We start from the raw sequence: 15,803 nt of genomic DNA, 5'->3' as shown, positions 1-15,803 counted from the left end.
TTTATTTATGAAAGCCATGATCCTTGCTGCCGGGAAAGGAACCAGAGCCAGACCACTGACCACCATATTGCCGAAACCGATGATCCCATTGATTCGCAAACCTATTATGGAATCAATTGTTGAGCATTTAAGACAGTATGGTTTTAATCAGTTAATGGTGAATACCAGTTATTTGTCTATGGATATAGAGAATTATTTTCGTGATGGTCATGCCTGGGGCGTCGAAATGGGTTACTCCTATGAAGGCATTATGGAGGGGAATACCTTTGTCGATAATGTATTAGGTTCCGCCGGTGGCATGAAACATATTCAGAACTTCTCGGGTTTTTTTGATGAGACTTTTGTGGTGGTGTGTGGTGACGCATTAATTGATGTAGACTTTGACCAGGTATTGGCTTTCCACCGGGCCAGAAAAAGTGTGGCGACTTTGGTGATGCGCCCTGTCTCAGCGGATCAGGTGAATAAATACGGTATTGTTGTCACTGATGATCAAGGTAGAGTCAGTAAGTTTCAGGAAAAACCTAAAATAGAAGAGGCATTATCAAACAATGCCAATACTGGCATTTATGTTTTTGAACCCGAAATATTCGATTATATTCCTGATGGTATTGAGTATGATATTGGTAGTCAGTTATTTCCTCAGCTTGCTGAATTAGGCATTCCTTTCTATGGTATTGCCTTACCATTCCAATGGGTTGATATTGGGTCATTACAGGATTTTTGGCATGTGAACCGGATGATCCTCAATCAAGAGTTACCACATTATCCCATGCCAGGCATTAAAGTTGCCCCCCAAGTCTGGTGTGGGCTTAACGTTAAAGCTGATTTTTCGACCTTAGATATTGAAGGGCCTGTTTATATTGGCAGTAGTACAGAAATACAACCCGGAGTGACGATTAAAGGGCCAGCAATTATTGGTGCTGGGTGTTTATTAGAGCAGGGGGCTGTCATTGATCAAAGTTTTATTGCTGATTACACCCGCGTTGGGGGTATCGCGCATTTACATCAACAGATAATTTTTGCTGGGAAGGTTATTTCGCCTGAGGGAATCGCAATTGATTTATCTGAGGCCGGTCTAAATTGGCTTATTGATGATAAACGACGTAAGGATATTATTACGGCGGAGAAGTCTTTATTCAATGAGTTTCTTCATAAAGATATGTTGCTATGAGTTATCATCCAGGCACGTCACAGGCTCAGTTAATACGCATAAGCCTGCCAGCCTCGTTGTCGAGTCTGCATATTTTGCATGAGAAGTTGGTGCAATTTATGCAGCCCTTACAAATTGACTCATCCAGCAGTTATGCTATGGAACTTGCATTAAATGAAGCATTTATCAATATAGTAAAACATGGTGTTAATTATGATGCCACTCAAAATATTATTGTCGAAATGCGTTATGGGAATAATCAGTTAGTCTTGAACTTGCAAGATAAAGGAAAATCGATACCCGCTGAGTTGTTACAAAATAAAAGTGGTTTATCTCATTTTCCTGAGGTGTCCACACCTGACTCCTGGCCGGAGAATGGTATGGGGTTAATGATGATGTTTAATGCTGTCGATGAAATTGATTACGAAATAAAAGACGGTATTAATTCTTTATCATTGATAAAGAAAACAGAAGGGCCGACATAAGTATTGTGTTTGATAATCAGGCTAAATCTCCCCAATAGCTCATTGAATGGACTGATTTATCTCACTTATCTTCATGGATTGACTGAGGTTGTGATATGGCTTTTTATTTCTCTTCGTTTGAAAACAGAAAACCACCATCACCACTAAAAACTCATTGGGCTATTGAGTTTTTATGGCAAAGCCTGGCGGTTGCTGCTCTCATCTTGGGGGCAAACTATATCCGCTGGCGTTGGATGAATTCACTTAATTACGATGCGCTTTGGTATGCAATCCCGTTGGTAATGGCTGAAACTCTGGCATTTATTGGCTCAGCTTTATTTACTATCAACCTCTGGAAAGTGAGAGATATTCCTGCTCAGCCAGCACCTGAAACAATCGACGATTGTATAGTAGCTGAAGAGATGCAAGAAGGGCGGCAGATTAAAGTTGATTTATTTATTGCCACTTATAATGAAGATGTTGAATTGGTGCGCTTATCGATTCGGGATGCACTGGCCGTAACTTATCCCTTTCCCTTAGATTATCGTATTTATGTATTAGATGATGGAAAGCGAAGCGAGATGGCGGTGGTCGCGCAAGAAGAGGGGGTTAACTATTTAAGTCGGGAAAATAATATTGGGTATAAGGCTGGTAATCTTCGTAACGGCATGGAGATGACGCAGGGGGACTTTATTATTATTTGTGATGCTGACACCCGTGTGTTCCCAACAATATTAACCGATACGTTAGGGTATTTCCGTGATGTTGATGTTGCCTGGGTGCAAACACCACAGTGGTTTTATGATTTACCGCAGGGCAAACCATTACCTGAATGGGCTAAACAAAAACTGGGCACAACCGGCTATCTGCTTGGTAAAGGGATAGAAAAATTGATTGGCCCATTAACAGTAGGTCATGACCCTTTTTTTAATGATCCCCAGATGTTTTATGATGTTATTTTGCGCAGACGTAATTGGGCTAATGCCGCTTTTTGTTGTGGTGCAGCATCAATTCATCGGCGTGAAGCTATTATGCAGGCCGCACTGCGGCGCTATGTCGATAATATTGAAGATGAGATAGAGCAATATACTAATGATTTAACCGACAGTGAAATAAAAGCGGATTTGGCTCAGGCCATGCTGCCTCATGTGGTACATGATACCGAGTTGATGCCGTATAAATTTCATGTGTCAGAAGATATTTATACCTCTATCGTTTTACATGGCGATCCTGGTCGTAAATGGCGCTCCGTGATGCACCCACAAATAGAATCAAAAATGCTTTCTCCACAGGACTTACTGACCTGGATGATCCAACGATTTAAATATGCCGCAGGTTCAATGGATATCGCCTTACATGACCGCCTTTTTTCCAGCAAACGTATTAAACTCAGTGCAATACAAAAAATAATGTATGGCACCACCTTCTGGTCCTATTTTGCCTGTATCTGGAATACGGTATTTTTGATTGCCCCGTTAATTTATCTCTTTACGGGTATTCCTCCTGTTTCGACGTATTCATCGCCTTTTTATCTGCATTTTCTGCCCTTTATGATTGTCTCGGAATTAGCGTTTATGTTTGGCACATGGGGTATCTCCGCCTGGGATGGGAAGTCATCTTTCCTGGCTTTATTTTCTATGAATTTACGGGCATTAGATACTGTGCTGCGGGGGGAGAAGATTAAATTTCATGTGACACCTAAGGAACGCCAGCAAGGTAATTTTCTATCTTTAGTTAAGCCCCAACTCGCCATTATCGGGCTGACTTTATTGGGGCTGATTTGGGGGGCGATTCAGATAGCCGAGGGGAATATAAAAGATCCCTCAGGCTTCGTGATTAATATCTTTTGGGGGGCCGCAAACATTGCTGCCATGATGCCAATGGTTTTGGCCGCTCTTTGGCAGCCTGACCATGCTGAACTTAATGCACAGGAGGGTTCCTGATGTCATTTAAATATAACCTCCTGAAGGCGAGAAGTTATCTGGCGATGGTGATTGGTATTTTAATCGCTTTTTCTATTGTGTTGTATGTCGAGAGTCATTCCGAGGATAACGGTGATTCCCGTGTTCATATTGCTCCCAGTGTTGGAAGACCATTAACACCGAATCCGCGCCCATTGAATCCGGAAGAAATAATTTGGGCCAAAGCCGCATGGCAATACTTTGTAAATAATACCCAGCCAAGTGGTTTAGTGAATTCCGTAGACAAGTTTCCGTCATCTACGATGTGGGATACGAGTAGCTACTTTATGGCAATTATTTCCGCTCAACGGATTGGTATTATTCAGCAAGACGAGTTTGATTCTCGTATCAGTAATGCATTAGGTGCGCTGGCTAAACTGCCTCTATTTGAGGATAAACTACCCAACAAAGCGTATAACACGCAGACATTATCTATGGTGAATTATATTAATCAGCCCAGTACTAAAGGTATTGGTTGGTCGGCTATTGATATTAGTCGAATGATGGTGCCATTAAATATATTGGTCTGGAATTATCCCCAACATGCTGTCGAGGTGAATAAGGTTATTTCACATTGGAAATTAAATGCGCTAGTGGCAGATGATCAATTACAAGGTTCAACGATTAACGATAAAAATCAGGCCGTCTCCTTGCATCAGGAAGGGCGCATGGGTTATGAGCAATATGCTGCACGAACCCTGCAACTGGTGGGTATTAATGCCAGTTTAGCCCTGGATTACACAGCACATCTGCAATTTATTAAAGTTGAAGGGATATTGGTGCCTGATGATATTCGTATCTCACAAAAAGAAGGTGCAAATACCTTTATCGTCAGCGAACCTTATATTTTGACGGGCTTAGAGCTGGGTTTTGATCTTTATTCGTCTGAATTAGCCTGGCGGGTATTTAAAGCTCAGGAAAATCGTTTTCAGCGAACAGGAATTTATACTTCAGTCAGTGAAGACCATGTGGACACCGCGCCTTATTTTATCTATAGCACCTTGCACTATTCAGGTAACGATTGGGCGGTTATTACTGAAAAAGGGGTGCGAGTTGATAAATTGCGGCAGTTATCAACCAAATCAGCCTTTAGTTGGTATGCATTGTGGCGCACGGCTTATAGTGAGCAAACACGCCGTCAATTAAGTGGTTTGATGGTGCCATCAAAGGGTTGGTACGCCGGTATTTATGAAATAGACAACAAAGTAAATACCTCACTGAATGCCAATACTAATGGTGTCGTACTGGAAAGTTTGGCGTTTATTAATGGCGGAAAACTACTTTGTACTGGCTGTACTCAGGTGAAACAGCCAGTCGGCGCAACGGATAAATAACTTTAGTAGGAAGGTTTTATGATGAGAAATCAGTCAGTTTTGCGAAGTTCAAGCCTATTTATTAAGGTTGTATGCTCGATATTGGCACTGTTGGCGATGTTGTCTTTTTATGCTGATGCCACACCGACGGGTGATAAATTAGCGGCTGAAACCTATCCTATCCGCCACGGCGAATTAACGCCGCGGGAGATGGCGGTTGCTGTCAATGCCTGGCAATATTTTGTCCACAATCTACAACCTACAACTGGGCTTGTTAATGCCGTTAATAATTATCCTTCGACCACAATGTGGGACAGTGCATCTTATTTGGCGGCGTTGGTGTCTGCTCGCGAATTGGGCCTTATTGATAAGGCAGAGTTTGACCACCGGATGTTACCTTTTTTAAAGACACTGAATAATATTTCATTATTTCAAGGGCAGTTACCCAATAAAGCTTATAATACCATCACCGCAGAAAAAGTTAACTATATGAATAAACCCGGTGAAATAGGTTTTTCAGCTATTGATACGGGCCGTATGTTAATTTGGCTTAAAATTATTAAGGAGCGCTATCCTGAATATGCCAATAGCATTGATAATGTGGTTTTGGGCTGGGATTTTTCACATGTTGTCGATGATTGCGGTACGTTATATGGTGCGATTTTAGATAAAAATAACACGCCTCAGTATGTGCAGGAAGGGCGACTGGGTTATGAGGAGTATGCCGCCAGTGGTTTCCAGCTTTGGGATTTTTCTACCTGCAAGGCATCACGGCCTGAACCTTATGATTTGGCAAAAATCTATTGTGTATTAGTTCCTTATGATTCTAGAGATGCACGTAAAACTAATCAACACAACTATGTGGTTACCGAATCGTATATCTTACATGGTCTTGAGATGGGGTGGGATCGCAGTAATGATCGTGCAAATAAATCTGGGAGTTACAGCCATCCTTGGATGAAAGATTTTGCCAATAGGGTCTATCAGGCGCAGGAAAACCGCTATCGTGAAACGGGAATACTGACCGCGCGTTCAGAGCATCAGTTGGATCGCGCTCCTTACTTTGTTTATGACACAGTTTTTTCCGATGGCTATAACTGGAATACAATTACCGATCAGGGCGCTTTTGTCCCTGAGAATGCGGCTGTATCATTAAAGGCTGCATTAGGTATGTGGGTTTTTTGGCACTCGCCGTACACTGACCGGTTATTTGATGCGATAGAAAATGCTAACGTTAAGGATATTGGTTTCAACGAGGGCCTATACGAAAATGGCAAAGGGCCAATTAAAGAGTTTACGGCAAATAATAACGGCATCATGTTGGAAGCACTATTATTTAAAAAAGAAGGGAAGATACTCCGCTTTACCAGTGGCGATCCTAGCGATAAAGATTACATTCCATCGTTGTGGGAGCGGCAGTTAATTAATGCTTTTGATGATAATAACAGTAAAAAGAATCGACCATTTATTGATGCAACACCGAGTTTAGCCGCATTTTGTGATCAAACGGGTATTGCGATACGTAAAGCGCCAAATTGTAAGAGCTGCCAGTGTGCCCAATGTCAGGATGACTCTGGTAGTAATAACATATTTAAATTACCTGCTACGGCGACATCATCATGCGCAAAACAGTGAGGTGTTCCGCGCTTGCCTTGGTGATAGCTGCGGGGCTATTTAGTGCTGCATTTATTGGCGGTATGTCTGTCGGTGCCAATATTGATCAAAGTTCTGTTACCTATGCGGCCCGCAGTGGTGCGTTATCTGACAATGAACGATTGTGGGCGAAAGTCGCATGGCGTTATTTTATTAATAATGCACAATCCGGGACCGGGCTGATTAACTCTCTGGATAATTATCCAGTTGTGAATTTATGGCAAATCGGTGACTCGCTTGTCAGCCTAACTGCGGCAGCACAGTTAGGGATTATTAATCGGCAGGAGTTTGATCAGCGTCTATCACTATTATTGGCCACCATCAGCCATTTACCTTTAGTGGCGGGGAAAGCGCCAAATCTGCTTTACAATACCGTTAACGGGCAGATGATTGATTATGCTAACCAGCCAAAACCTCTGGGATGGTCAGCTCAAGATATCGGCCGTTTAATGATAGGTTTGAAAGTTGTCGTACGTTTTTATCCTGAATATGCGGAGTATCTGGATAAACTCCTACTACGCTGGAATTTTTGTCAGGTCATTGATAATGATGGACGATTACTAAAGTCAACGGCAGTTAATGGCCAGTTTATAGCAAGGTCAGAAGGGCGATTGGGGTATAGTAATTATGTTGCGGGTGCTTTTGGATTGTGGGGGTTTCCTGTGGGAATATCAGCTAACCTTCCTTACAATACCATATTTATTTATGGTATCCCCATTGATGTCGATATTCGAGATGCCCGAACAACCTCTGTACCGTCTATTGTCGTCAGCTTACCTTATCTACTTACCGCAATGGAGTTAAAAAGTACGCCAATATTTAAACAGCAGAAAAACCGTATTGATAATGTTTATCGAGTACAGGAAAAACGGTGGCAAAAAGAACATATATTGACTGCTCGTAGCGATTATTTTACCTCAGTTGCGCCATATCATGTTTACGATACGGTATTCGCCAATGGTTACCACTGGAATACTATTAGTGAGGATGGAAAGTTTCACCCAGATCTGGCGTTGGTATCAACCCGCGCAGTTTTCGGTTTATGGGTGTTATGGAATAGCCCTTATACCGATGCATTAATGCAGTTGACTCAGATGCAGTATGATGAACAACGTGGATGGTATGAAGGGCGCTATGAGAATAATGGTGCGTATAATAAAACGATTAGTCTGACCACTAACGCTATGGTATTAGAAACGCTGCTCTATAAAACGGCGGGGAACTTAATTAATACTGAGCCTGCTGCGGGATATCTGGACGCGCGCATGAGTGATGTCTTTTCACGGCCGCAATTATGCCTACCGCAAGAACGTGTTATCGGTCTGGGGGCAGCAAAATGAACAATATTCGCCGTTTGCGACAATCAATTCTGGCCCTGGGGCTTATTTTGCTGCTGGCCCCGCCAGTGGTTATTGCTCAACGGCAATCCGCTGCCACTCAAGACTTATCTGGCCAATGGCGAGTACAGAACGGCAATCCACCTGCTCCTGAGGCCTGGCGTGACACGCTGGATGACAGCCTGTGGCAACAACTGAAAGTGCCTGCTAATTGGTACAGCGAGGGCCTCGACCATCAAGGCGTATTGTGGTATCGCACTCGGTTTACCCTGCCGATTTTAGGTGTCGATGATATGGCGACCTTGATATTTGATGGTGTCGATTATCAAGCTGATGTTTGGCTTAATAATCAGCAAGTAGGACAGCACCAGGGGTATTTTCAGCGATTTAGCACGGATATTACGGATGCTGCCCGAAAAGATAATCTGTTGGCCGTGCGGGTAGATAGCCCTTATGAGATCCCCGGTAAAGTTTGGTCTTTTCATAAGCAACTGATTAAAGGTGTTTTAAATCACCATGATACCCGGCCAGGAGGTGCATGGTCAGACCACGGTCAGGATGCTAGTTCTGGCGGTATTTGGGCTCCCGTGGCATCACATATTAGCCGTGGGGCTGTTATCGACAATATATTGGCCGTACCGGACTGGTCCAGAGGGCTGCAATATCCTATTTTGCAGGTAAGTTTGGATTATCGTGCCAATCGCAACCGTTCGGTGGCGATGTCGCTAAAGCTGATCCCTGACAATTTCATCGGGCCATCTTATCAACTGCAGCAGAATGTTTCACTGGTTGCCAGCCCACGCAATGCACAGCGGCTTACGGCTAATTTCCCTCTCGATAACCCCGCGCTATGGTGGCCATCGGGTCAGGGTAAACAAAATCTTTACCGGCTGGAGGTGTGTTTTTCTGATGGTCTTGGCACGATGGATACCGCCCATGTGCGCACGGGTTTACGGCAAATAGCGATAGATCCGCAAGAACAAAGTTGGTCAATCAATGGTAAACGCCTTTTCATTAGAGGGACTAATTACATTGGCAGCCCGTGGCTGGGGAGCTTGCGGCCAGCCGATTATCATCGTGATTTAGTTATGATGCAGCAGGCGAATGTTAATGCCATAAGGGTACATGCTCATGTGGCTGGGCGGGCGTTGTACGACCTGGCGGATGAGATGGGGATACTGCTCTGGCAAGATTTCCCGCTACAGTGGGGCTATGACGATTCGGCCACTTTCGCCGAAGAAGCCGCAAGACAAGCCGCAGAGATGACACGGCAGTTTGGCAGTCATCCTGCCATTATATTGTGGTCTGGGCATAATGAACCGCCTTGGGATGCGACATGGATGCAATACCGTTACCCGGACTGGCGGCCAGGTATCAATCGAGCGTTAACTGCGCGTGTAGCAAAAGTGTTGAGTCAGGATGCTAGCCGCATCACTCATGCTTATTCGTCAACCGGCGAGCATTACTGGCAAGGTTGGTATTCAGGGCAGAAAAGTGACCACCTTAAACCAGCAACCAACGCAATAATTAGCGAGTTTGGTGCTCAAGCTTTACCCGATTTAACCACGCTAAAAAACTTTATTTCTGGCACGGACTTATGGCCTAAGACCACGGATAAAAAAGATGAGGGATGGCGTATCTGGGCCTACCATAATTTCCAACCTCACGAGACATTTGAGTTAGCTAGAGTCACTCGTGGAACGGATATCAATACGTTTATCGCTAATAGCCAACAGTATCAGGCAAGTTTGATCCAGCTTGCCGCAGAGAGTTATCGACGTCAACGTTATCAACCGGTTGCTGCTTTATTTCACTTTATGTTTACCGAAACCTGGCCATCAATTAATTGGGGGGTAGTTGACTATCTTCGCCATCCCAAACCCGGTTATTTTGCCTTACAGCGAGCTTACCAACCGGTTTTACCCTCTATTGAGCCTAAAACAGCAACGTGGGTGCCGGGGCAGACTGGGCGCATTGGGTTATGGGCCATCAATGATAACTGGCATGACTATCCGCAGGCTTCATTGCATTGGAAAATATTGCAAAGTGGTGTGACGTTATCTGAAGGGGCGCAGGACATCAATCTGATGGCTGACAGCGGGCAAAAAGTGATTGAGTTGCAAGTCACTCCACGCAGTGACCAAACGATAACGGTGATGAGTGACATTCTTAACCGCCGGGGTGAGGTCGTTGGTCACAATGAGCTGCAATTACAGGTTCAACCTTGATACCTATTGTGGTCACAGATAAACGACATTCTCAGTATCGCAATAACATTTAGGATGGTCTGCACTGTCTTAAATCACATAGCGATCCTATGCTTGAGTCTATGATGATTATAAGGATATAAATTTTATATGAATCCTTCAGCATTGAAAGCACCGACCCGGCCATCCAAAACATACTTGTCCTGGATGGCTGGGCTATTACAACAAACCATTTTGTTGCCATTATTTATATTTTTACTGGGTGCTGCTATTTCGGGCGCAGGAGCATGGTGGCTGTTTAACGAAATTGAAGACAATACTACCGTTGATTTCCAGCGTAATGTTGACAGAGTTTCAGGTGAAGTTATTTGGCGTTTCTCTCAACCGATATATGGACTGAATGGTATCAAAGGTGCTTATGCGGCCAATGGTTATCTAACCCGCCAACAATTTCGTGCATATGTAGCCTCGCGTAATTTATCTGTCGAGTTTCCTGGCGTCAGAGGGTTTGGTTTTATTCAGCGGGTGCCACGCAGCCAGTTGAATGAGTTTATTGCGAATACCAGAGCTGACGGTGCACCTGATTTTTCTCTTCGTCAGTTGCAAGATAAGCAACATGACGATTTGTATATTATTAAATATGTTGAACCTGCTGAAAAAAATAAAGGGGCTGAGGGGCTTGATATTGGTTCTGAGTCGGTCAGGCGGGAAGCCGCGCTATTGGCAATCAACAGCGGGAACCCCACGATTTCCGGCACAATTTATCTGGTTCAGTCTAACGTTAAAACTCCCGGCGTATTACTTTTTGTCCCGGTTTATAAATCGGGCACTCACCCAATGACACCTGCTGAACGCCAGGCATCATTGGTCGGTCTGTTGTATTCGCCCATTGTCATTGCTGATTTATTACGTGATATTCCCGAGTTTATGAGTGGGCGAGTGGATATTGAGTTGTTTGATAGTCTTAATGATTTATCTAATAAAACGATGGTCTTCGATGCCGATGGCAGTAAATATGACAATCTCATACCGGATGAAGATCACAATGATGAAACAATGGCGGCCAGAATATTCCACAATACCAGTATCTTGCCGCTACCAGGGCGAGAGATGACACTGCGTATTAGCAGCACGCCTGCCTTTGAAGCGCTGACTGAACGTTATGCGCCTTGGTTAGTGTTTGCTTTTGGTATTTTGCTCAGCTCAGCATTGGCATTACTTATTCGGCAGCAAGTCAGTGGGCGCAATCGAGCTGAAATGCTGGCACGCAACATGACCGCAGATCTTGAGCGTTTGGCGTTGGTAGCGAAAAATACCTCTAATGCCGTTGTTATTACCGATGTAAACCGTGAAATCGTCTGGGTTAATGAGGGGTTTGAGCGTATTACCGGCTACAGCCAGGCCGAAGCGTTAGGTAAATCACCGGGGAAATTACTTCAGTGTAGTAGTACAGACCACAGTGTGAAAACGGCGATGAAAACCGCGTTAGATGCGGGTGAACCCTTTAAAGGCGAAATAGTAAACCGTTCTAAGTCGGGGCAGGAATACTGGATTGAGCTGGAAATTCAACCTCGCTATAACGATCAGAATGAACCCATTGGTTTTATGGCGATAGAGTCGGATATTAGTGAACGTAAAGCCACCTATCAGCGTCTTGAAACGGCCTTACGTGAAAATAATGCCTTACTCAGCACCCTTAATCTGCACGGTATTATCTCTACCGCAGACAGTGCAGGATTAATTACTGATGTTAATGATGCGTTTTGTAATATTAGTGGTTATAGCCGAGAAGAACTGATTGGGCAGACCTACCGGTTAATTGACTCACATACTCACGATGCGGCATTTTGGCAATCAATGTGGCATAACATTGCCAATGGCATCTCCTGGCGTGGAGAGATCTGCAATAAAGCGAAAGGAGGGCGTTTATATTGGGTTGATACCACGATTGCACCGTTTAAAAACAGTACCGGCCAAATTGAACGATATATCTCCATCCAAATTGATATTACAGCTAATAAAATTCAGCAGGCCAACCTGATTATTGCCAAAAATCAATTAGTCAGAGCGGCTGATGTGGCTGAATTAGGTATCTGGACCTGGAACATTCAGGAAGGGACATTTTCTTTCGATGATCGAATGAATGATATTTATGAACTGCCGGAGGAGATGCGTAATACACCGCTTCCGCAGGCGTATTGGTATAGCCTTGTTCATCCTGACGATCGGCCTATTGTAAATAATGCCGTAAAAGCGGCATTAGATAACGGCGGCATCTATCGTCAGATTTTCCGTATTATTGTTCACGGTCAGGTTCGTTACATTCAGTCGACCGGGACGGTAGAGCGAGATGAATATGGTAATGCTGTTTTGATGATGGGGATCAATCGGGATATTACTCAGCAGCGAGAAGCCGAAGATATACTGCAATCCGCCCGACAAGCGGCGGAAGAGGCCAATAAAGCTAAGTCTGCATTTTTGGCCAATATGAGCCATGAACTTCGTACCCCGATGAATGCTATCCTTGGGATGCTGACATTACTGCGTAAAACAGGGCTGAATAATAAGCAAGCCGACTATGCTGTTAAAAGTGAAGCCGCCACCCGCACCTTGCTCCGGTTACTGAACGATATTCTGGACTTCTCCAAAATTGAAGCTGGCAAAATGGTGCTGGAATGTATCCCATTTGATATCCATGTGATGCTACGCGATCTGGCGGTTATTTTATCGAGTAACCTCAAAATTAAAAAAGTTGAAGTGTTGTTTGATATTGACCCTGCTCTGCCGCAGTTTGTTGAGGGTGATAGTATGCGGCTTCAGCAAATATTAACTAACCTTGGCGGTAATGCGCTGAAATTCACTGAGCAAGGTGAAGTGGTGTTATTTATCAAGGTGCTTAAACAGGATAGCCAGCAGGTTACCTTGCACTTTGGTGTCCGCGATACCGGCATTGGTATTGCACCTGAGCATCAGGAAAGTATTTTTAGTGGTTTCACTCAAGCAGAAGCCTCGACCACCCGTCGCTTTGGTGGCACCGGATTGGGCTTAGTGATTAGCCAGCGTTTTGTTGCATTAATGGGCGGCAGACTTGAGTTAGAAAGCCAGCCGGGGCAAGGGAGTTTGTTCCATTTCACCATAACATTGCCGCTATCCTCTCCTTCTAACCTGGTTATTGATAATGAAATACCGAGTACGCTGGTGAGCAGAGCGCAGGTATTGAATCATCTGCGGGTATTAGTTGTTGATGATAATCCGACAGCCTGTGACCTGATTAAGCGGATGGGTGAGTCATTAAAATGGACGGTTGATGTCGCAACCAGTGGCGACCAGGCACTGCAATTGATGAAACAACAGCGTGATAGCGGTATTACCTATGGCGCGCTCTTTATTGACTGGCAAATGCCGGGGTTGGATGGCTGGCAGACCAGTAAATATGTCCGTGAACTGATGCCGGCAGATAATGCGCCGATGATTGTGATGATAACCGCCCATGATCGTGAAATGTTGTTGCAGCGCAGTGAAGAAGATCAGGCATTATTGGATGGCTATTTGGTCAAACCGATTACAGCATCTATGTTACTGGATTCAGTGATCGATGCATTAAGTGAACGTAAACAACCTGATATTGCGAAACCAAGAGTCGCCGAATCCTCATATCAACTGTCCGATATTCAGTTATTGATCGTAGAAGATAATTTGAATAACCAACAAATAGCCCGTGAGTTACTGGAAGATGAGGGGGCGACAGTCACGATTGCTAATCACGGTAAAGAGGCTATCGAGATATTAGAGCGGACTCCAACCCTCTTTGATGTTGTATTAATGGATTTACAGATGCCCGTAATGGATGGATTTAATGCGACGCGCTATATCCGTGAATCTCTTGGGCTGAAGACGTTGCCGATTATTGCTATGACAGCTAATGCGATGGCATCAGATCGTGACGCTTGTTTGGCTGCGGGAATGAATGATCATATTGGTAAACCCTTTGACTTGAATAATCTGATACAGACTATCCGCAAATACAGTGGACGTACTGATATCACGGCCACCGTTAGCCGCGCCAGCCCGTCATCACTCTCTGCTGAGTTGAAGAGTGCCGTAGCAACAACCGGTATCGAGGTGGAATCGGCACTGAATAGATTAGGTGGGGATGTTTCCCTTTATCAAAAAATGTTATCGCTATTCGCGGCAGATTTGGCGACGTTCCCGACGCAATTGGATGCATTGATGACGCAGGGCGATCATCAATCAGCATCTCGTTTGCTACATACTATCAAGGGACTTGCCGCCCAATTAGGGGCCACTGAGCTGTCGTTATGTGCCGGCCAAGGGGAGAAGTTGCTCAATAACAGTGTTGCCGCGACCACTGAGATGATCAATCAGCTACTGAATGATCTGAAAACTAAAGTGCTGGCGATGCAGGCTGATATCGCGAGCTTAATTCAACTGCTATCAGCTGATGCCACGCAGGCAGACCCGGCAGAAATGCGGAGTACGCAATCTATTGAGCCGCAATTGAACAGTTTGATAGTGCTATTAGAAAATTCAGATATGGCGGCGCTGGAGGTGATAAGTCAATTACAGGCGACGGTGGGTCAGCAACTGAATGGACAATTATTGCCACTCAATGAGGCCATCAATCAATTAGATTTCGCCAAAGCTATCCAGCTATGTCAAGCCCTGCTGGAAAACCTTTCTAGCCAGAGAGATAAAAAGATATGACTATAGTTCAGCCTTTTTCTCAGAATTTGGCCTTGATGCTTCCTGGTGCCAAGAAGCCTAAGATTCTGATTGTTGACGATCATCCGATAAATATTCAGGTACTCTATCAAGCATTTTCTGCGGATCATAATGTTTGCATGGCCACTAGTGGTAAACAGGCACTTGATGTCTGTCATAGCCAGCAGCCTGACCTGATTTTACTGGACATCGAAATGCCCGATATGAATGGTTTTGAGGTTTGCGCCAAACTCAAAGCTTGTACCGAAACTAGCGATATTCCGGTTATCTTTGTTACTGCACATATTGATGAGGAGACAGAAACCCGCTGTTTTAGTGCTGGAGCTGTCGATTTTATCAGTAAGCCGATTAACCGCAACACCGTAAGGGCAAGAGTGAAAACTCACCTGTTACTCAAAGCCCAATCTGATTTGTTACGTCAATTAGTTTATTTGGATGGCTTAACTGAGGTTTATAATCGGCGTTATTTTGATGGAAAATTAGAAGAGGAGTGGAAACTGGCGAACCGCAATAGTTTACCACTCAGTTTGATTATGATTGATGTTGATTTTTTCAAAAAATACAATGACCTCTATGGTCATCAGGCCGGTGACGATTGTTTGCGGCGGGTCGCGAAAATTATTCAAGATACTCTCAAGCGTCCAACCGATCTGGTTGCCCGTTATGGTGGTGAAGAGTTCGTCTGCCTACTCCCCAACACTGGGTTGGTTGGGGCTATGGAGGTTGCTGAGGCCATCAGGTTGCAGCTTCTCGAGCAGGAAATCCCTCATGTTGGCTCAACTGTTTCTCCCTTTGTCAGTATTAGCCTTGGGGTTTGCTGCAAAGAAACTCAAAGCGACGGTATGCCAACCACACTGCTGCTTCAAGCTGATCTACAACTGTATCAGGCAAAAAGAAATGGCCGGAATCAAACCTGCGGTGTGCCCTATCAACTGAGTGAGGGATAAATGAATATATTCTCGGCGTTGATCCCAG

At 44.4% G+C, this 15,803-nt stretch carries 9 protein-coding genes; all 9 read left to right on the top strand.

The window, feature by feature from the left end:
* The first annotated feature begins 7 nt into the window (after window positions 1–7).
* The 9 genes from AT01_RS03420 (at window position 8) to AT01_RS03380 (ending at window position 15,775) form a co-directional block, all read left to right on the top strand.
* Window positions 8–1,171, top strand: coding sequence for a sugar phosphate nucleotidyltransferase (locus tag AT01_RS03420; protein WP_004698790.1), 1,164 nt, complete (start codon window positions 8–10; stop codon window positions 1,169–1,171).
* Complete coding sequence (locus AT01_RS03415) at window positions 1,168–1,635, top strand: ATP-binding protein (protein ID WP_082039535.1); 468 nt, start codon at window positions 1,168–1,170, stop codon at window positions 1,633–1,635. The genes AT01_RS03420 and AT01_RS03415 overlap by 4 nt, the downstream gene beginning before the upstream one ends.
* A 95-nt stretch (window positions 1,636–1,730) precedes the next feature.
* On the top strand, window positions 1,731–3,557 hold the full coding sequence (locus tag AT01_RS03410) for a glycosyltransferase (RefSeq protein WP_042546094.1): 1,827 nt from the start codon (window positions 1,731–1,733) through the stop codon (window positions 3,555–3,557).
* Window positions 3,557–4,909 carry a DUF3131 domain-containing protein gene (locus tag AT01_RS03405; RefSeq protein ID WP_042546093.1) on the top strand — a complete coding sequence of 451 codons (1,353 nt, stop codon included), beginning with the start codon at window positions 3,557–3,559 and terminating at the stop codon, window positions 4,907–4,909. The genes AT01_RS03410 and AT01_RS03405 overlap by 1 nt, the downstream gene beginning before the upstream one ends.
* Window positions 4,910–5,005: 96 nt before the next feature.
* Entirely contained in the window at window positions 5,006–6,523 is a 1,518-nt protein-coding gene (locus AT01_RS03400) for a DUF3131 domain-containing protein (protein ID WP_144404967.1), read from the top strand.
* Complete coding sequence (locus tag AT01_RS03395; protein ID WP_042546092.1) at window positions 6,508–7,881, top strand: DUF3131 domain-containing protein; 1,374 nt, start codon at window positions 6,508–6,510, stop codon at window positions 7,879–7,881. Before AT01_RS03400 ends, AT01_RS03395 begins: the two co-directional genes overlap by 16 nt.
* Entirely contained in the window at window positions 7,878–10,106 is a 2,229-nt protein-coding gene (locus AT01_RS03390) for a glycoside hydrolase family 2 protein (protein WP_042546091.1), read from the top strand. Before AT01_RS03395 ends, AT01_RS03390 begins: the two co-directional genes overlap by 4 nt.
* A 129-nt stretch (window positions 10,107–10,235) precedes the next feature.
* Window positions 10,236–14,810: a CHASE domain-containing protein gene (locus AT01_RS03385; protein WP_082039534.1), complete on the top strand. Its 4,575-nt coding sequence runs from the start codon at window positions 10,236–10,238 to the stop codon at window positions 14,808–14,810.
* Window positions 14,807–15,775, top strand: coding sequence for a diguanylate cyclase (locus AT01_RS03380; RefSeq protein WP_042546090.1), 969 nt, complete (start codon window positions 14,807–14,809; stop codon window positions 15,773–15,775). The genes AT01_RS03385 and AT01_RS03380 overlap by 4 nt, the downstream gene beginning before the upstream one ends.
* The last annotated feature ends 28 nt before the right edge of the window (window positions 15,776–15,803 follow it).

The sequence above is a fragment of the Yersinia aldovae 670-83 genome (genome assembly GCF_000834395.1).
Lineage (GTDB): Bacteria > Pseudomonadota > Gammaproteobacteria > Enterobacterales > Enterobacteriaceae > Yersinia > Yersinia aldovae.
The sequence above is the reverse complement of the archived record's forward strand: the minus strand, read 5'-3'. Positions and strand labels throughout refer to the sequence as shown.